Origin of the sequence: Roseateles chitinivorans, assembly GCF_050632145.1 — a bacterium.
Taxonomy (GTDB): Bacteria; Pseudomonadota; Gammaproteobacteria; order Burkholderiales; family Burkholderiaceae_C; genus Roseateles; species Roseateles chitinivorans_B.
The window spans coordinates 69,989-88,252 of the sequence record NZ_CP192577.1; the positions used below are offsets into that span (position 1 = coordinate 69,989).

Genomic DNA, 18,264 nt, shown 5'->3' on the forward strand with positions numbered 1-18,264 from the left:
GACGGCAGTGGTCGGGGACGGTGAGGTGTGGGGTTTCCGCGCTTGCCGCGGGGGCCCCATACCTCGGCGGCCAACGCCCAGGCCGAGGCAGGTAGGCGGCCCCTCAGAACCCCGTGATCGGCCCGGCGCGCTCCTTCTCCGGGCGTTTCGACTCCATCTCGTCGAAATACGGTGCCGGGTCTTGCACCCCCGCCTCCGCTTCCCGGCGGTTCATGACGGTCGCATAGATGACCACGATCGCCACGTAGACGATCAGCGCCCCCTGGGATCCCACCCAGAAGCTGAACGGCCAGCCGAAGAAGTCGAAGCTGAGCACCCGCGCGAAATACGCGACGCCGAAGGTCACGAGCGCCCACACGACGAGCAGCATCAGCGTCAGGCGCCAGTTCCCGCGGCGCACCCAGCGGCGCCGGGCGCGGAACATGCCGGAGGGGGTGCCGACGGAGGGAACTCCGGGCGTTCCGGAGCGGTAACCCGCATCGGGGACAGGCGGTTTCGGACGCATCCCGGCATCTTAGGGAGCCCGTTCGCCTCAGCATGAGAAAATACCCGGCTTCGGGTCCCCCTGTCGGGGGCTCCACCCTACGAACGCTTCGAGCGAATCATGGAAATCGAACACATCAATGCGATCGGCAACACGCTGACCGATCTGCAAGCGCGTACCGACGCGCTAAGGGGGTACCTTTGACTACGACCGCAAAGCGCTGCGGTTGAATGAAGTCAACGCCGCCCTGGAGAACCCCAACGTCTGGAACGACCCCAAGCGGGCCCAGGAGCTCGGCAAGGAAAAGCGCACGCTGGAACAGGTCGTCGAGACGATCAACCACCTGACGTCCAACATCACCGACAACCTCGAGCTGTTCGAGATGTCCAAGGACGACAACGACGTCGCCGGCATCCAGACCATCGAGGCCGAGTCCGTCAAGCTGGCGGAGAAGGTCGAGGAGCTCGAGTTCCGCCGGATGTTCAACAACCCGGCCGACCCGCTGAACTGCTTCATCGACATCCAGGCCGGCGCCGGCGGTACCGAGGCCTGCGACTGGGCCGGCATGCTGCTGCGCCAGTATCTGAAGTACTGCGAGCGCAAGGGCTTCAAGGCCGACGTCGAAGAGCAGACCGACGACGAGATCGCCGGCATCAAGAGCGCCACCATCAAGGTGGAAGGCGAGTACGCCTTCGGCCTGCTGCGCTCCGAGTCCGGCGTGCACCGCCTGGTGCGCAAGAGCCCGTTCGACTCCTCGGGCGGCCGCCACGCCAGCTTCGCCTCGCTGTTCGTGTATCCGGAAGTGGACGATTCGATCGAGATCGACATCAACCCGTCGGACGTCCGCACCGACACCTACCGCGCGTCCGGCGCCGGCGGTCAGCACATCAACAAGACCGACTCGGCGGTGCGCCTGACGCACATCCCGACCGGCATCGTCGTCCAGTGCCAGGACGGCCGCAGCCAGCACAGCAACCGCGACGTCGCCTGGAAGCGCCTGCGCTCGCGCCTGTACGACCATGAGATGAAGAAGCGCATGGCCGAGCAGCAGAAGCTCGAGGACAGCAAGACCGACGTGGGCTGGGGCCACCAGATCCGCTCGTACGTGCTGGACCAGAGCCGCATCAAGGACCTGCGCACCAACGTCGAGATCTCCAACACCCAGAAGGTGCTGGACGGCGACCTCGACGCATTCATCACCGCCTCGTTGAAACAAGGCGTCTAAGAAGACTCCGAGACAAATGCCCCGGCGCTCGATCCCCGGCCCGGGGCTTCTTCATTCCTACAAGGAAGCCCGCCATGCGTGAAGGCACTGCCACCCTGATCCGCCGCGCCGATTACGTCGCGCCGATCTTCTGGATCCGCACCGTCGACCTGTGCTTCGACCTCGATCCGATGAAGACGCTGGTCGCCAGCAAGATGCGCCTGGAACGCAATGCCGCGGTGCCTCACGGCCCCCTGCGCCTGCATGGCGAAGAGCTGAACCTGCTGCGCGTGCTGATCGACGGCGAGAGCGTGTCCTTCCGCCAGGAAGGCCATGAGCTGATCATCGACAACGTGCCCGACGCGGACTTCACGCTCGAGATCCGCAACACCTGCTGCCCCGACAAGAACACGACGCTGTCGGGCCTCTACACCTCCGGCGGCAGCTTCTTCACGCAGTGCGAGGCCGAAGGCTTCCGCCGCATCACCTACTTCCTGGACCGCCCCGACGTGATGGCGGTCTACACGGTGACGATGCGCGCCGACAAGGCCAGATTCCCGGTGCTGCTGTCCAACGGCAACCTGGTCGAGTCGGCCACGCTGGACAACGGCCGCCACCTGGCGAAGTGGCGCGACCCCTTCCCCAAGCCCAGCTACCTCTTCGCGATGGTCGCCGGCGACCTGGTCGCACGCGAGCAGCGCATCCGCACCCGCGGCGGCAAGGACCATCTGCTGCAGGTCTACGTCCGCCAGGGCGACCTGGAGAAGACCGAGCATGCGATGAACTCGCTGATCGCCTCCGTCGTGTGGGACGAGGCGCGCTTCAACCTGCCGCTGGATCTGGAGCGTTTCATGGTCGTCGGCGTGTCCGACTTCAACATGGGCGCGATGGAGAACAAGGGGTTGAACATCTTCAACACCTCGGCGCTGCTGGCCTCCCCGCCACCGCGACCGACGCGGACTTCGCCCGCATCGAGTCCATCGTCGCGCACGAGTATTTCCACAACTGGACCGGCAACCGCGTCACCTGCCGCGACTGGTTCCAGCTGTCGCTCAAGGAAGGCCTGACCGTCTTCCGCGACCAGGAATTCAGCCAGGACATGGCCGCCACGCCGAGCGCGCGCGCGGTCTGCCGCATCGAGGACGTGCGCGCGCTGCGCGCCCGCCAGTTCCCCGAAGACGCCGGCGCGATGGCCCATTCGGTCCGTCCCGACGAGTACGTCGAGATCAACAACTTCTACACCGCCACCGTCTACGAGAAGGGCGCGGAAGTCGTCCGGATGTACCAGACGCTGGTCGGCCGCGACGGTTTCGCCAAGGGCATGGCGCTCTACTTCGAGCGCCATGACGGCCAGGCCGTGACCTGCGACGACTTCGCGCAGGCGATTGCGGACGCGAACACGGGCTCGCCGCTGACGACGCGCCTGGACGCGTTCAAGCGCTGGTACGCGCAGGCCGGCACGCCGCGTCTGCAGGCCCGCGGCGTGTACGACGCCGCCGCGCAGACCTGGACGCTGACGCTGACGCAATCGAGCGCGGCCGCGCAAGGCCAGGCGGCCAAGCTGCCGCAGGTCATCCCGGTCTCGCTGGGCCTGCTGTCGCGCGACGGCCAGTCGCTGCCGCTGATGCAGCAAGGTGAAGACGGCGCCGCCGGCGCCACCGACACCGAGCGCGTGCTGGTGCTGGACCAGGCCGAGCAGTCCTTCGTCTTCGTCAACGTGCCATCCGAGCCGGTGCCCTCGCTGCTGCGCGGCTTCTCCGCGCCGGTGGTGCTGGACGACGGCCTGGGCGACGCCGAGCTGCTGGTGCTGCTCAAGCACGACAGCGACGCCTTCAACCGCTGGGAAGCCAGCCAGCGCCTGGCCCTGAACCGCATCCTCGGCGCGGTGCGCTCCGGCCAGCCGCTGGTGCTGGACGCCGCCTACGTCGACGCGATGCGCGCCGTGCTGCGTCATCCGGAATTGGATCCGGCCTTCAAGGCGCTGGCGCTGCAACTGCCCGACGAGGCCTACATCGCCGAGCAGCTCGACGTCGTCGACCCGCAGGCCATCCACGCCGCCGTCGAAGCGGCGCAGACGCAGCTGGCCTCGGCGCTGCAGGCCGACTGGGCCTGGGCCTTCGACGCGCACCAGGTGACCACCGGCTACAACCCGGATCCGGTGCAGAGCGGCAAGCGCGCGCTGGTGAACCTGTCGCTGGCGATGCTGGTGTTGAACGCGACCCGCGGCGGCGACGGCGTGTGGCCGGGCCGCGCGTACCAGCGCTTCAAGGACGCCACCAACATGACCGACCGCATGGGCGCGCTGTCCGCGCTCGTGAACGCGCACGCGGAACTGGCCGACAGCGCGCTGGCGCGCTTCCACGTCCAGTTCAAGGGCGAGGCGCTGGTCATCGACAAGTGGTTCGCGCTGCAGGGCCGCGCGGCCGAGCGCGACGGCAAGACCTTCGCGAAGGTCAAGCAGCTGATGAAGCACGTCGACTTCACGCTGAAGAACCCGAACCGCGCGCGCAGCCTGATCTTCTCGCTGGCGATGTTCAATCCGGCCGCCTTCCACCGCGCCGACGCGGCGGGCTACGTCTTCTGGGCGGAGCAGGTGCTGGCGCTGGACGCGATCAACCCGCAGGTCGCTGGTCGTCTGGCGCGCGTGATGGACCGCTGGACCGCACTGGCCCAGCCGTACCGCAGCGCCGCCCGCGAGGCCATCGCCCGCGTCGCCGCCAAGCCGGACCTGTCCAACGACGTGCGCGAGATCATCCAGCGCGCGTTGGCGTCCGACACGCAAGCCGCGGTGCCGGAGTCGACGTCCGGAGCGGCGACCGGCGAGCCGGCGGCACAGCCCTGATTCCGCGCCCGGAGCGGTCCGTGCGCCGGGCCGTTCCGCGGCGCACGAGATTTGCAACCATCGGAGTCGTTTCATGAGTCAACGCGTCAGCCTGACCCAATACCTCGTCGAGCAGCAACGTCTGCACGGCCACATCCCCCAGCAGTTGCGGCTGCTGATCGAGGTGGTCGCGCGGGCCTGCAAGCGCATCGCCATCAGCGTCAACAAGGGCGCGCTGGGCGACGTGCTGGGCACGGCCGGGTCCGAGAACGTGCAGGGCGAGGTCCAGAAGAAGCTGGACATCATCGCCAACGAGGTGCTGATCGAGGCCAACGAGTGGGGCGGCCACCTGGCGGCGATGGCCTCGGAGGAAATGGAAAGCATCCACCTGGTGCCCAACCGTTTCCCGCAGGGCGAGTACCTGCTGATGTTCGATCCGCTGGACGGCTCGAGCAACATCGACGTGAACGTGTCGATCGGGACCATCTTCTCGGTGCTGAAGAAGGTCGAGGGCAGCAAGGGCGTCAGCGAGGAGGACTTCCACCAGCCCGGCACCGCGCAGGCGGCGGCGGGCTACTGCGTCTACGGACCGCAGACGACGCTGGTGCTGACGGTGGGCGACGGCGTCGCGATGTTCACGCTGGACCGCGAGCAGGGTTCGTGGGTGCTGACCGCCGACGACGTGAAGATCCCCGCGGACACCAAGGAGTTCGCGATCAACATGTCCAACATGCGGCACTGGGACGAGCCGGTGAAGCGCTACATCGACGAGTGCCTGGCCGGCACGACCGGTCCGCGCGGCAAGGACTTCAACATGCGCTGGATCGCGTCCATGGTCGCGGACGTGCACCGCATCCTGACGCGCGGCGGCGTGTTCCTGTACCCGTGGGACAAGCGTGAGCCGAACAAGGCCGGCAAGCTGCGCCTGATGTACGAGGCCAACCCGATGGCCTTCCTGGTCGAGCAGGCCGGCGGCGCGGCCACCAACGGCCGCCAGCGCATCATGGACCTGCAGCCGGGCAAGCTGCACGAGCGCGTCTCGGTCGTGCTGGGCTCGAAGAACGAGGTCGAGCGGGTCACGCAGTACCACCTGGAGGCCGACAAGGCCAAGTGACCTCTCGGAGGTGACCTGACGCCGCGATCCGGCACGCGCCGGATCCGGCGCATCCATCAACGAAGGCCGCTCGATGAGCGGCCTTCGTGCGTTCCGGCAGCCTCAGAACAACTGGCCGTCGTCGTCGTTGCCGCGGTTGTCGGCGGCAGGCTCGTCCGCCGCGGGCTTGTTGGCTGCGGCGTGGTCGTTGCCCTTGAGCTCGGCGAACTTGCCGGCCATCGTGGGATTGCCCTTGGTCAGCTTCTTGATCGTCACGTCCTGGGCCTTGTCGTTGGCCAGGCGCAGGTTGCGATCGGTGCCGAGCAGCGCTTCCTTGGTCTTCTGCAGGTGGTCGATGGACTTGTCGATCTCGTCGATCGCGGTCTGGAAGCGCCGCGACGCCAGCTCGTAGTTCTTGCCGAACGCCGACTTGAAGCTCTCGAGCTGGGTTTCGAAGTGGGTGATGTCGATGTTCTGCGCCTTGACCAGCGCGAGCTCCGACTTGTACTTGAGCGAATTCATCGCCGCGTTGCGCAGCAGCGTGATGATGGGCAGGAAGAACTGCGGCCGCACCACATACATCTTCGGATAGCGGTGGAACACGTCGACGATGCCGGTGTTGTAGAGCTCGCTTTCGGGCTCCAGCAGCGAGACCAGCACCGCGTACTCGCAACCCTTCTCGACGCGATCCTTGTCGAGCTCCTTGAGGAAGTCCTCGTTGCGGTTCTTCGTCGCGGTGCGGTCGTTCTCGTTCTTCATCTCGAACATGATCGAGACGATCTCGGTGCCGGACTCATCGGCGTCGCGGAAGATGTAGTCGCCCTTGCTGCCCGAGCGCGCGTCGTTGTCCTTCTCGAAGTAGGCGCGCGGGAACGCGGTGGCGCGGATGCGGTTGAACTCGGTTTCGCAATGCAGTTCGAGGGTCTCGCCGACCATCTTGGTCGACAGCCGCGCCTTCATGTCGCGCAGGCGCTCGATGGCGTCGTCGCGGTCCTTGATCTGCGTCTCGTACTTGTCCTTGAGCGACTTCTCGGCGAGCTGCTTCTCGAGTTCGGCGCGCTCGAGCCCGCTGCGCAGCTGGTCGCGTTCCTTCTCCACCGCGCCGACGGCCTGCGACATCGCCAGTTGCTGCGTCACGCCGGCCGCGTCGAGCTTGGCCTTCAGGCTCTGGATCTCCGCGTCCTTGGCCGCGGCGGACTGCTGCGCCTGCTTCTCCAACGCGGCGAGCGCCTCGCTCACCGCGAGCTTGCGCTGCACCTCGCCGGCATCGAGCCGGGCCTTCAGTTCCTGGATCTCGCCGTCCTTGAGGGCAGCGGCCTTCTGCAGCTCGCCGGCGGTCTTCGCCTGCGCAAGTTCGACGGCATTGCGCTTGTCCTGCTCGGCCAGCGCCAGCCGCTCGTGCAACTGCTTCTCGAAGTCGGTGTCGCGCACCTGCTTGAGGATGTCGGCGTAACCCGCCTCGTCGATCTTGAAAGCCTTGCCGCAGTGTGGGCAGATGATGTCATGCATGGGGGCTCCCCTTCTCTTGTTCTTCAAAGACGTCGCCGATGGCTTGGGCCGCAGCGGCGGGCGCGCATTGCAACAGCATATGCGGCGCGTCGATATCAACGATGGTGCATCGCGGGTTCCGGGCGGCGATCTCAGTGGCCGCTCCCGCAGCGACAATGCGGTCCCGCGACGCCCGCAGGCAGAGGATGGTCACGGCGACGCGTGACGCCTCCGCGGTCGCGTCGAAGGACAGCACCTGCCGCGCTCGACGCGCCATCACGGCGGGCGCCACGCGACCCACCGCGCGATGCAGCGCCTCCTGCCGCGTGGCGGTCGCGAAGCCGCCCAGCAGCGGCACGCTCATCGCACCCTTCGGGAGCAGGTGCATCGGCACCCAGGTTGCCATCGGCTTGAGCAACGCCAGTGCGCGATTCGGATATCGCGCGAACGACGCGGCCAGCACGACGCCGCGAAGGCCGAGCGGATGTTCGGCCGCCAGCTTCAACGCGATCGGTCCCGAGAACGACTCTCCGAGCAGGATGAACGGCTCGTCGTCAGGCAGCGCGCGGCGCGCCTGCGCGAGGACCTCGTCGTCGTCGAGCCAGCGGTCCGCCGGATAGCGCACGACCACCGGTCGCAAGGTCGACGGCAGCGCGCTCAGGAACGGCTCGAACAGATCGCCGGTCCCGTCCATGCCGGGCAGCATCACGAGCGCAGTCATCGATTCAGAGCCACTTCAGGCGCACATCGAAAGGAGTTCAGAAGAACGTCCGCACACCGCCGATGACGCGATAGGTGTCGTCCACCGTGTAGAGCAGTGGCCACTTGTCGAAGGTCGTGCAGGGGTGGCCGACGCCGAAGGCGATCAGGTCGCCGACCTGCAGCAGCAGCGCGCCGCCGTCGGAACCGGTGCCGCTCGCCCCGCCGGCATCGACATAGGCGTGCTGGTCGTTGAGCTTCGTGACGGCCCAGTGGGCCGGCGTCGCCCGCGGTGCGTCATGCAGGCTCGGCCGGTACCACCACAGCGGTTGCGGCAGGCAGGCGTCGTAGCTGAGATCGCGGCGGCCGGCCGTGCAGATCGCGCGGCCGGGTTCAGGCACCGACTGCACATAGGCCCAGACCTCGATCGCGTTGCGCAGTCCGGGGCCTTCGCCCCACAGCGCGCCGGCGCGCTGTCGCATGCGGTCCTGCATGCGCTCGTACTGCAGGCTGTCGTGGCTGAGGTAGCAGCCGCTGCGCAGCACCACGCGCAGCGCGTGTCCGGTGCCCGCGGCCTCGACCGACGCCAGCGTCTTCGCCGCCATGTCGAAGAACGCCGAGCCGCCCGCCGTCAGCAGCACCTCGTCCGCGGCGAACCAGCCTTCGGCGCAGCCCAGTCGCGTCAGCTCCGCCACCGTCTCGATCATCGTCAGCGCGCCGAGTTCCACGCGCGCCGTGTCGTCGCCGCTGTAGACGCCCTCGAACGCCTCCACGCCGCGCAGCACGATCGTCGGCGCGGCATCGCGGATGAGGCGACCCAGCGTGGCCCCCTCCTCCGTCGTCCGGACGCCGGTGCGCCCGCCCGGCGTACCGACTTCCAGCAGCACTTGAAGCGGTCGCTTCAATCCGCGCTCCTCGGCGGCACGGCGCAGCAGATCCAGGCCTGCGGCGGAGTCGACCAGCAGATAGAAGTCAAAGTCCGGGGAGGCTTCCAACTCGCGGAACACGAGCTCCAGATCCGCCTTGCCGATCAGCTGATTCGCGAGCAGCACGCGCGGCACGCCGAAGCGCCGGTAGGTGCGCACATGCGCCGCCGTCGCCGCCGTCATGCCCCAGGCGCCTTCGTCGAACTGGCGCTGGAACAGCTGCGGCGACATCGTCGTCTTCCCGTGCGGCGCGAGGCTCACGCCGGCGCGCGCCGTGAACTCGCGCATCCAGCGCGCGTTGTGGGTCAGCGCCGAGTCCTTGAGGATCGCCGCGGGGAGCGGCAGGTCGCCCGCCAGCAGCGACAACCCCAACGCGCCGAGCCCGCCCAGCGGCACGCCCTCGGCGATCGCGGGCAGGCCCTTGAGCGTGCCGGGCAGCGGCTCGGTCTCGAGGGCGGCGAGCGTGAGCGTCACCGGCGCGTGGCCGGGCCGATCATCGGGGTCTTGGTCGTGTGGGCTCATGGCGTGCCATGTTGCCACCGACCGCGCGCGCCCGTGGCGCGACGCGCCCGCCAATCGTCAGGGGATGGTCGGGCGTTCGGCGCTCAACGCGACGAACGCTGCCGGCGGCGCTGCCAGAACAGCAGCCCCCGGCGGCAAAGGCCAGCGCCAACGAGTTCGGCTCCGGCACCTCGGCCGCGCGGAACGCGATCGAGTCGACCTTCAGCGCGCTCCAGACATAGGGATCCTCCGTCTGCTGGACGCCGAAGAAGATCGACCACAACCCGCCCTGCCCGAACGTGTAGGACGAGACGTTGCCGCGCAGGTCGACCACGGCTTCCGTGCTGCCGTTGTAGGCCACGAAGAAGGCGTTGTCGACGTTGCCGGGGAAGCCCACGTTGCCGGAGGCCACTTCACCCAACCGTTGCGAGACCCACTCCAGCGTGTCGCCGGCCGCGACCGTCACGTCCTGCGCGATGAAGCCGCCGCGCAGGTAACGCCCCGCGACGTTCTGCGAGAAGAAGCTCGGGGCGCCCGCGCCGGACGGGCTGAACGGCACCGGCAGTGGACAGGCGACGTTCCAGATGTCGGACGCGCAGGTCACGTTCTGGTTCAACGGCCACGTCGACATCGCGACGATGAGCGCCGAGTTGTTGCCAGCCAGTGCCGGATAGCCGTTGCCGGCGTTGACGATGGCGGTCGAGGAGCCGTTGACGTTGGCTCCGGTGGCGTACCACCCGTTCAGCGTTCCGCCTTCGAAGTTGCCGTTCACCACGGCGGCGCCGTGCGCCGACATGACCGCGGCCGCGCTCAACAGCGCGACGCCCAATGCTCGTTTCATCTCACTCCCCCTTGATCGCGACGCGCGACATGCGCAACGGCGGATGCTAGGAAGTGACCCGGCCGGCGGGCATCCACAAGGCTGAGGAGACCTGTCCCCGAAAAGAAACAGGCCGAAGGAAAAGGGCCAGAAGAAGAAGGCCAAAGAAAAAGCCGCCTGGGAGAACCCAAGCGGCTTTTCTGGATTGGTGCCGATGAAGAGAGTCGAACTCCCGACCTTCGCATTACGAATGCGCTGCTCTACCAACTGAGCTACATCGGCGCTGTCGCGAACAACAGAGTCTGCGACTATAGCGCAGATTTTCGACGCCGACAATTTCCGCGCCCTCGTCGCACACAGACAACGCCGCGGTCGATTCACTCCTCGCCCAGATTCGCCTGCACGCGCTTCAGCAGCGCGGCGAGCTGCACCTGCTCCTCCGTGCTCAACCCGGCCAGCGCCTGCACCGACACCTGCTTCGCCTGCCGCTTCAGTTCGCGCTGCACCGTCAGGCCCGCCTCGCTGACGCTCAACCGCACCTGGCGACGATCGACCTCGTCGGTCTTCGCCTCCAGCAGGCCCTTGTCGCGCAGCGTCTTGATCAGCCGCGCCAGCTGCGCCTTGTCCCGGCCGCTGTGCGATGCGAGATCGCTCTGCGTGGCCTGCGGATGCCGCTCGAAGAAGAACAGCACCTTGCCTTCCATGTGCGTGATGTCCTGCGGACCGTCGCGCAGGAAACGGTACTGCAACGCGCGGTAGCGATGCATCACCGAATGCACCAGCTCCAGGACGTCGTCGTCCTTGCCCCTTCGGCCAGTGGTGTTAGTTGACATTGTCAATCGTTCCGTCGCAAGATGGATGACATTGTCAACGATATCGAAGCGCACCGCAATGAAGCCCGACACCCTGAACACCCCGAACCTCCCCAGCCCCTCCGCCGCACCCGCCGAGCCAGCCGCGAGCCGCGTCCAGCGCGTGCGCCACGAGCTCAAGCGCCGCGAACTGACCGTGACCGGCGTCGACGACGTCACACCGAACTTCCGCCGCGTGACGCTGACCGGCGACTCGCTCGTCGACTTCATCAGCGCCTCCTTCGACGACCACGTGAAGCTGATCTTCGAACCCGATGCCGACGGCGCCCCGGTCATGCGCGACTACACGCCGCGCCGCTTCGACAACGCGACCCGCGAGCTCGTCATCGAATTCGCGCAGCACGGCGACGGCCCCGCCGCGGCCTGGGCCGCACAGGCTCAACCGGGCGACACGCTGACCGTCGGCGGGCCGCGCGGCTCCTTCATCATCCCGACGGACTTCGCCTGGCACCTGCTGGTTGGCGACGAGACCGCCCTGCCCGCCGTCGCGCGCCGCCTCGAGGAACTGCCCGCCGGCACGCGCGTCATCGCGCTGCTCAACGTGCCGGAGAGCGACCGCCGCGACTTCGGCACGCCGGCCGGCCTCGACCTGCACTGGGTCGACGGCGACGACGCGTTGCTGGCCGCCACGCGCGCGCTGATCCTGCCGTCCGGCGAGGGCTACGCCTGGTGCGCCGGCGAGGCCGCGGCGATGGCCGCCGTGCGCCGCATCCTCGTCGACGAGAAGGGCCACGACCGCCATGCGGTCCGCGCCTCGGCCTACTGGAAGCGCGGCGCCAGCCATCATCACGAGCACCTGGAGTGACCGGCGACGGAGGAGGCGGCGGCGCGTGTGGGCGTGTGGGCGCCTCCTCACTTTCGCTTCACACGTGCGTGGCACACTGACCCGCATGTCTGAAGCCCTGCATGACCCGCGCTGGCGCAACGCCTGGCGCTTCCTCTTCCTGGCGGTGGTGGCCGGTGCGAGCTGGCTGGCGTTCTCGCCCCATCCGCCGCCCGCGGCCGACCTCGGCTGGGACAAGGCGAACCACTTCACCGCCTTCGGCACACTGGCCTTCATCGGCATGCAGTGCCTGGCCGCCGGCCCGCGCCGCCGCTGGATCGTGCTGGCGATGCTGCTGGCCTACGGCGTGGCGATCGAACTGGTCCAGTCGCAGATCCCCGGTCGCGACGCGGACGCACAGGACGTGCTTGCCGACATGATCGGCGCCGTCATCGGCGTCGCCGTGCACGCGCTGGCGCTGCGCCTCTTCACGCCGCGGGCGACTCCGGCTCGCTGAGTTCCCGGCGCGACATCGCAATCGCCACCGCCTGCGCGCGGTTGTTCGCACCCAGCTTGCGCAGGATCTTGCGCACGTGGTTCTTGACCGTGAACATGCTGATGCCCAGCTGGATCGCGATCCCCTCGTTGCTCAGGCCCGCGCGCAGTCCCTCGACGATCTGCTGCTCGCGCGGCGTCACCAGCGAGCCCGCGCGTCGCGGCAAGGCCTGACCCCGCGGTTGCAGCCGCGCGCGCCGCCAGGCCGCGTGCAGCGCCGGCGTCAGGAGCTCCAGGCGGCGCAGGTGATCGTCCTGCCAGCCCTCCCCCGCGAACAGGAACAGGCTCTGCGGCCGCTCGCCGTCGGCAGCGACGCCGTGCAGCGCCAGCTCGCGCAGGCCCGCCTCCAGCAGCGGCTGGAACAACGCCAGCTCGGACTCCCGCGTCAGGTCGATGTGCAGCGGCCGCCGACCGTCTCCCCAGCGCCGGATCAGGTGCAGCCACAGGCCGTGGTCGGCCGATTCGAGCTGCGTGTGCAGGCCGTCGCCGATGGGCTTCAGGTGGAAGAGCTGCGCCGCCAGCCGCGGCGAGGGCGGCTGGTCGCCGACGCAGACCATCAGCCGGTGCGGCAGCAAGGGCTGCAGGCGGCTCTGGCTCCACACGAAGAATTGCGCCGGGGTCGCGGGCTGGCGCGCACTCCACAGCGCCTCCAGCAGACGCTCCGACAGCACATGGTCCTGCAGCCAGGACAAGGGCAACCCGTCCCCGTCGATCCCGCCGTACAACGGCATCGCCGCGGTCACCGCCGGAAGCACGGGCGGCGGGACGACGGGCCCGGTCGCCGACGACAGGGCGGGTGCGGCGGTCGAAGGCAGCGTCGGCGGCGACAGAGACGGGGACGTCGAGGGCGGCATCATGGGCATGGGCAGTGGCGTTGAGCCGGGTCGCCGTGAGCCTGCCCGCGCGGCGTGACGCCCCGATGAATCGCCGCCGTCGCGGCTCGAGGCTTCCCGCGGCGGGCGGCGGGTACCCGACTTGCCCTACCTGACATCGGGTGGCAGTTGAGCCGTCCCGCCTGCGTCCGCCGAGCGGCCCGCGCCGGGCGTGGACACGGCAAATCGGCTACCGTTGTCGTCCGGCCCTTCCTCCCCCGGGGCCGCAGGAGTTGCTTGCATGTCGGATCACGATCTGCCGCTGCCGCGGCGCGATCTCGCGCGCCGTTTCGAAGCGGTCCGGCGCCACACGCTGACGCTGGCCGAGCCGCTGTCCGCCGAGGACCAGGCCGCGCAGTCGATGCCGGACGCGAGTCCGGCCAAGTGGCACCAGGCCCACACGAGCTGGTTCTTCGAGGCGCTGCTGTTGCGCCCGCACCTGCCGGACTACCGGCCGCTGGACGAGTCCTTCCACTTCCTCTTCAACTCGTATTACGAGGGCCTCGGCCCACGCCATCCGCGCCCGCAGCGCGGCCTGCTGACGCGCCCCTCGCTGGGCGAGGTGCGTGCCTACCGCCGCCATGTCGACACGCACATCCAGCAGCTGATCGCGCGCTGCACCGACGCGGTGTGGCACGAGATCGCCCCGACGCTGGAACTCGGCCTGAATCACGAGCAGCAGCATCAGGAGCTGCTGCTGACGGATGTGCTGCATCTGCTGTCCTGTCATCCGTGGCGGCCGGCGCTGATCGATGCGCCGCCGGCCCCGATCGCGGGCGGCTCGAGCGAATGGCTGCGCCACGACGGCGGTCTCGTCGAGATCGGCCATGACGCGCGCGCGGCAGATGCCGCGGCGACAGGTTTTGCCTTCGACAACGAAGGCCCGCGCCACCGTGTCTGGCTGGAGCCCTTCGAGATCGCGAGCCGCCTCGTGACCTGCGGCGAGTTCCAGCGCTTCATCGACGACGGCGGCTACCGCGAGCCGCGCTGGTGGCTGTCCGACGGCTGGGCCATGGTTCAGCAGCAGGGCTGGAAGGCGCCGCTGTATTGGGTCGACAACAGCGAGAACAACGACGACAGCGACGGCGGCGGGGACACGGCCAGCGCCGGCTCGCGCTGGTCGGTGTTCGGCCTGCACGGGCTGCGTCCGATGGACCCGGCCGCCCCGGTGATGCAACTCAGCTTCTACGAGGCCACCGCCTTCGCGGAATGGGCCGGCGCGCGGCTGCCGAGCGAGCCGGAATGGGAAGCCGCCTCGGCCTTGCCCGGCATGGCACAACTCGACGATCAAGCCTGGCAGTGGACCCGCTCGGCCTATCACCCGTATCCCGGGTTCCGCCCGCTGGACGGCGCAGCCTCCGAATACAACGGCAAGTTCATGGTCGGCCAGCTGGTGCTGCGCGGCGGCAGTCTCGCGACGCCGCCCGGTCACACACGCCCGACCTACCGCAACTTCTTCCCGCCGGCCGCCCGCTGGCAGTTCACCGGGCTGAGACTGGCCCGCGATGCGCGCCCGCGCACGGAGACCCACGCATGAGCAGTTTCGCCGAGGACCTTCACGCGGCGCTCGCCGGCCCCGAGCACGCGATCTCGCCCAAGTACTTCTACGACGCCCAGGGCTCGGCCCTCTTCGAACAGATCTGCGTACTGCCCGAGTACTACCCGACGCGCACGGAGCTGGCGCTGCTGAAACGGCACGCCGACGAGTTCGCCGCCCGCATGGGCCCGGGCGCGCAGTTGATCGAGTACGGCGCCGGCGCGCTCGTGAAGGTGCGCCTGCTGCTGGAACGCACCGAGGACCTGCACAGCTTCGTTCCCGTGGACATCTCCGGCCCGCACCTGCTGGCCGCCTGCGACGCGCTGCAACGCGAGCAGCCCGCGCTGCGCATCCTCCCGGTGGTGGCGGACTTCACCCGCATGCATGTGCTGCCCGATGCGCCGACGGACGGACGGCGGGTCGGCTTCTTCCCGGGCTCCAGCATCGGCAACTTCAACCCGGACGAGGCGCTTGGATTCCTGCGTCTGCTGCGCGAGGAACTCGACGGCGGGGCGCTGCTGATCGGCGTGGACCTGATCAAGGATCCGGCCCGGCTGCATGCGGCGTACAACGACGCGCAAGGCGTGACGGCTCGCTTCAACCTGAACCTGCTGCGTCATGCGCAACGGGAGCTGAAGCTGGAGTGCGACCCCAGCGGCTTCGACCATTACGCGTTCTACGACCCGCGCCAGCACCGCATCGAGATGCATCTGCTGCCGCGCGGCGAGCAGCACCTGCAACTGCAGGGCCGGCGCTACACGCTGGTGCCAGGCGAAAGCCTGCACACGGAGAACTCCTACAAGTACAGCGTGGAGAGCTTCCAGGCGCTCGCGCGGGAAGCCGGCTTCAAGCCGTCAGCGCACTGGACGGACGAGCAGCGCTGGTTCAGCCTGCATTGGCTGGAAGCCTGAGGAGGAAAGACCGTCGGGAGGCGATCCCTTCGGGGATCGGAGGCGCCTGCGTTCAGGCGCGACGCCCGGTCAGGCGTCGTAGCCGTAAACGTCCGCGAGCTTGCTCAGCAGCGTGGGCTCATCCTTCGGGGAGAAGGCATACGGGTACAGGGTGCGGGAGCGGTTCTCGTCGTCGTTCAGGCTGCCGCCGTGCTTGCGGACCTTGCCCTCGACATAGTTCAGCGACAGGCTCATCAGCACCGCCGGCGCGCCGACGCTGCGATGCATGCGCTGTTCGCCGTGCGGTTGGAAGTCCAGCATCCGGCGGTAGAACGCGGTGTGGCGAGGATTGACTTCGATCACCAGGAACTCTGCGCCCCAATGATGGGCGGCATGCAGGTAGGCCAGATGGAACAGGCTGGCCAGCACCAGCTTGGACGGGCCCTCCGGGTCGGCGGCCAGTCGCGTGAACTCGCACAATTGCCAGCCCTGCTGACGCATGCCGGTCATCTCGCCCGGGAAGCTCTGATCCGCGGCGAGGTTGCCGCCGTCGCGGCGCAGCCCGAGCGTCGCCACCAGGCGACCTTCCCAATAGGCACCCAAGGTCACGTCCGCGGAACGGCTCAGCCTGTAACCCCGTGACGCGTACCGGCGCTCCAACAGCGCATGACCGGTGCCTTCCATCAGCGCACGGATCTCGATGCGGCCGAACTCCGTATCGCGGGAAACGAGCTCCACGGAGTCGGAGCGGACGAACGACATCCCCGAACCAATGGACTGCAGCGCCTGCAAGGGGCTTGCGGGCGCTTCCAATTCAATGTTCGACATGCGAGATTCGTCGCTCATTCCCAACTCCAGACTGCTTGGTTATCAAGGGCGAGTCTATGGCCCACTCAAAGTAATTACTGCAGGCCGCTACGATAGTTAACAAATGCGACCCTCGTCTTACGGGTCTGTCCCGGGTTCTTACGGGGGTCAATCCCTTGCCAGGCTGAAACCCCGCATTTGAGGGAATTCAGTTACATAGCGGGCACGGCAGCGGACAGCGGGGTCGGGTCTCGTCCACGTGCGTATTCATCGAATCCGCCGCCCGGGTTTGGCGCGCTTCCCGGCCGCCCGTTTGTTGCATGTGTAACCAGATGCTTTTCGTTCAGATAACGAATTCATGGGACACCAGGCTCCACTTTTTGCGGAAAGCCGTACGGCATCTGGGGATATTTGTCGCTTCGCACGCGATTCGACCGCTGAGCGACCAGGAAGTTCGTATCGCGTTGCGTCCTGACGCCAGTCGTGAAACCGGTCACGAACCGCTCACGCACACGGTCGCGCGGCGAGCGCGTCGAGGCGCTGGCGCGCCTCGGCCATCAAGGCGTCGACACGGCCGTCGGCCTGGGCAGCGATGGCATTCAGGTCGAACATGGCCGAAAGTTCGCTGTCCGAAATTGCCATCGCCGGGAGATCACCGACATCGACCGCCGTACGCAGCAGCTGCTCCAGCGAGCCTTCCCCCTGCCGTACCCGGTGGATCAGGTCGCGGATCATCGCGCCGGTTCGCTGACGGCCCAGCCGCGGCATCAGCAGGTGCTCGAGGCGCTCGCTGGCCACCAACCCCTGACGCTCGAGCACATGCGCCCGCATCCGGTCGGTCCGGATGACCGGTTCAGCCAGTGCGCGGTTGAGGGCCTGTACCGCCGCATGCGCGCCACCCATCAATCCGCTCCATTCGGCCAGTTCGGCCTGGTGCTGGCCCAGCCCGCGTTCGTGCTCCGGCGTCATGCAGCTCATCAGCCCGGCCACCCGCTGCGGCGCGCGCTGCACCGCCGCCATCGCCTGCAGCGCCGCGACCGGGTTCTTCTTGTGCGGCATCGACAGGCAGGCGCCGTAGCCCTCGCCGGGCGGTTCGTGGAGCTCGTCGACCTCGGCCTGGGCCATCAGCGCGAAATCCTGCGCCAGCTTGCCGAGGTTGCCGCAGAGCAGGCCGACCTCCAATCCCAGCCGCAGCCAGCGGTCGCGCTGCGTGTGCCAGCACATGTCCGGTCGGGGGAGCGAGAGTTCCGCGGCGACGGCGGCCTGCATGTCGTCCGCGCGGTCGCCCATCGCGTCCAGCGTGCCGACCGCGCCGCCCAGCTGCAGCAGCAGCGACGCCTGGCCCTGCTCGCGCAGGCGCTCGGCGCTGCGCAGCAGCGGCATCAACCAGTTCATGAGCTTGAAGCGCAGGCTGATCACCTGCGCGGGCTGCATCATCGTGCGGCCCAGCATCGGCACGGCGACGTGGCGCTCGGCCAGATCCAGCAACTGCCCGCAGAGCTGCTGCAGGTCGTCGTCGAGCAGGCGCAGCGCCTCGCGCGTGCGCAGCACCATCGCGGTGTCGATGAGGTCCTGTGCCGAGGCGCCGCGATGCACGTAGACCGCGGCGGCAGGGTCGAACAGCGCGACCGTCTCGCGCAGGCGCTGCACGACCGGCAGCGCCAGGTTGCCGCTGTGCGGCGCGGCGGCGATCAAGGCCGGCACGTCGTAGAGCTCGGCGCGGCACAGGCTCGCGATCGCCTGCGCCGCCGGCGCCGGGATCAGGCCCACGCGGGCCGCCGCGCGGGCGAGCGCGGCCTCCACATCCATCATCGCCTGGACCACCGCGGTCGGCGAGAACACCGATTCCATCGCGGTGGACGACAAAAAAGCCTCGAACAGCATCCAACGTCCTTTAAGGACTTCCGATGCTATCGAGGCTCCCGTGTACGC

General features: G+C 68.3%; 15 protein-coding genes, 1 tRNA gene and 1 pseudogene. 7 read left to right on the forward strand and 10 right to left on the reverse strand.

What is annotated here, in order from left to right:
• Nucleotides 1-103 precede the first annotated feature (103 nt).
• Nucleotides 104-505: a DUF4212 domain-containing protein gene (locus ACQ86G_RS00335; RefSeq protein ID WP_431258804.1), complete on the reverse strand. Its 402-nt coding sequence runs from the start codon at nucleotides 503-505 to the stop codon at nucleotides 104-106.
• Nucleotides 506-604: 99 nt separating this feature from the next.
• Between ACQ86G_RS00335 and prfB the strand changes: the two genes are divergently transcribed.
• The 3 genes and pseudogenes from prfB (at nucleotide 605) to ACQ86G_RS00350 (ending at nucleotide 5,623) form a co-directional block, all read left to right on the forward strand.
• A protein-coding gene (gene prfB, locus ACQ86G_RS00340; RefSeq protein WP_431258805.1) for a peptide chain release factor 2 occupies nucleotides 605-1,709 on the forward strand; the annotation gives its coding sequence in 2 pieces (ribosomal slippage) (nucleotides 605-685 and nucleotides 687-1,709; 1,104 coding nt in all).
• A gap of 74 nt (nucleotides 1,710-1,783) precedes the next feature.
• Nucleotides 1,784-4,458: pseudogene (gene pepN, locus ACQ86G_RS00345) on the forward strand (aminopeptidase N); the annotation flags it as partial.
• Nucleotides 4,459-4,603: 145 nt separating this feature from the next.
• The gene (locus ACQ86G_RS00350; RefSeq protein ID WP_067283841.1) at nucleotides 4,604-5,623 is read left to right on the forward strand and encodes a class 1 fructose-bisphosphatase; all 1,020 of its coding nucleotides are present in this window, start codon (nucleotides 4,604-4,606) and stop codon (nucleotides 5,621-5,623) included.
• Between the two features lie 102 nt (nucleotides 5,624-5,725).
• On the opposite strand, the gene ACQ86G_RS00355 is transcribed toward ACQ86G_RS00350, so the two are convergent.
• The 6 genes from ACQ86G_RS00355 to ACQ86G_RS00380 all read right to left on the reverse strand — a co-directional run bounded on the left by ACQ86G_RS00355 (nucleotide 5,726) and on the right by ACQ86G_RS00380 (nucleotide 10,869).
• A complete protein-coding gene (locus ACQ86G_RS00355; protein WP_431258806.1) occupies nucleotides 5,726-7,111 on the reverse strand; it encodes a DUF2130 domain-containing protein in 1,386 nt (461 codons plus the stop codon).
• On the reverse strand, nucleotides 7,104-7,796 hold the full coding sequence (locus ACQ86G_RS00360; RefSeq protein WP_431261540.1) for a serine aminopeptidase domain-containing protein: 693 nt from the start codon (nucleotides 7,794-7,796) through the stop codon (nucleotides 7,104-7,106). The genes ACQ86G_RS00355 and ACQ86G_RS00360 overlap by 8 nt, the downstream gene beginning before the upstream one ends.
• 52 nt (nucleotides 7,797-7,848) lie before the next feature.
• A complete protein-coding gene (locus ACQ86G_RS00365) occupies nucleotides 7,849-9,237 on the reverse strand; it encodes an alanine racemase (RefSeq protein ID WP_431258807.1) in 1,389 nt (462 codons plus the stop codon).
• Nucleotides 9,209-10,057: a hypothetical protein gene (locus ACQ86G_RS00370; RefSeq protein ID WP_431258808.1), complete on the reverse strand. Its 849-nt coding sequence runs from the start codon at nucleotides 10,055-10,057 to the stop codon at nucleotides 9,209-9,211. The genes ACQ86G_RS00365 and ACQ86G_RS00370 overlap by 29 nt, the downstream gene beginning before the upstream one ends.
• A gap of 185 nt (nucleotides 10,058-10,242) precedes the next feature.
• A tRNA-Thr gene (locus tag ACQ86G_RS00375) sits at nucleotides 10,243-10,318 on the reverse strand.
• A 95-nt stretch (nucleotides 10,319-10,413) separates the two neighbouring features.
• On the reverse strand, nucleotides 10,414-10,869 hold the full coding sequence (locus ACQ86G_RS00380) for a MarR family winged helix-turn-helix transcriptional regulator (protein ID WP_431258809.1): 456 nt from the start codon (nucleotides 10,867-10,869) through the stop codon (nucleotides 10,414-10,416).
• 58 nt (nucleotides 10,870-10,927) lie between these two features.
• On the opposite strand from ACQ86G_RS00380, the gene ACQ86G_RS00385 reads away from it, so the two are divergent.
• Both ACQ86G_RS00385 and ACQ86G_RS00390 read left to right on the forward strand, forming a co-directional pair.
• A complete protein-coding gene (locus ACQ86G_RS00385) occupies nucleotides 10,928-11,713 on the forward strand; it encodes a siderophore-interacting protein (RefSeq protein WP_431258810.1) in 786 nt (261 codons plus the stop codon).
• Nucleotides 11,714-11,798: 85 nt separating this feature from the next.
• Entirely contained in the window at nucleotides 11,799-12,188 is a 390-nt protein-coding gene (locus ACQ86G_RS00390; protein ID WP_431258811.1) for a VanZ family protein, read from the forward strand.
• Here ACQ86G_RS00390 and ACQ86G_RS00395 read toward each other — a convergent pair.
• Nucleotides 12,160-13,083, reverse strand: a complete 924-nt coding sequence (locus tag ACQ86G_RS00395) for a helix-turn-helix domain-containing protein (protein WP_431258812.1) — start codon at nucleotides 13,081-13,083, stop codon at nucleotides 12,160-12,162. The genes ACQ86G_RS00390 and ACQ86G_RS00395 overlap by 29 nt on opposite strands.
• A gap of 256 nt (nucleotides 13,084-13,339) precedes the next feature.
• Here ACQ86G_RS00395 and egtB point away from each other — a divergent pair, with 256 nt between their 5' ends.
• Nucleotides 13,340-14,635, forward strand: coding sequence for an ergothioneine biosynthesis protein EgtB (egtB, locus tag ACQ86G_RS00400; protein ID WP_431258813.1), 1,296 nt, complete (start codon nucleotides 13,340-13,342; stop codon nucleotides 14,633-14,635).
• Nucleotides 14,632-15,546: an L-histidine N(alpha)-methyltransferase gene (egtD, locus tag ACQ86G_RS00405; protein WP_431258814.1), complete on the forward strand. Its 915-nt coding sequence runs from the start codon at nucleotides 14,632-14,634 to the stop codon at nucleotides 15,544-15,546. The genes egtB and egtD overlap by 4 nt, the downstream gene beginning before the upstream one ends.
• Before the next feature lie 69 nt (nucleotides 15,547-15,615).
• On the opposite strand, the gene ACQ86G_RS00410 is transcribed toward egtD, so the two are convergent.
• Both ACQ86G_RS00410 and ACQ86G_RS00415 read right to left on the reverse strand, forming a co-directional pair.
• The gene (locus ACQ86G_RS00410; protein WP_431258815.1) at nucleotides 15,616-16,263 is read right to left on the reverse strand and encodes an N-acyl amino acid synthase FeeM domain-containing protein; all 648 of its coding nucleotides are present in this window, start codon (nucleotides 16,261-16,263) and stop codon (nucleotides 15,616-15,618) included.
• Between the two features lie 573 nt (nucleotides 16,264-16,836).
• Nucleotides 16,837-18,216: a lyase family protein gene (locus ACQ86G_RS00415; RefSeq protein ID WP_431258816.1), complete on the reverse strand. Its 1,380-nt coding sequence runs from the start codon at nucleotides 18,214-18,216 to the stop codon at nucleotides 16,837-16,839.
• Nucleotides 18,217-18,264 lie beyond the last annotated feature (48 nt).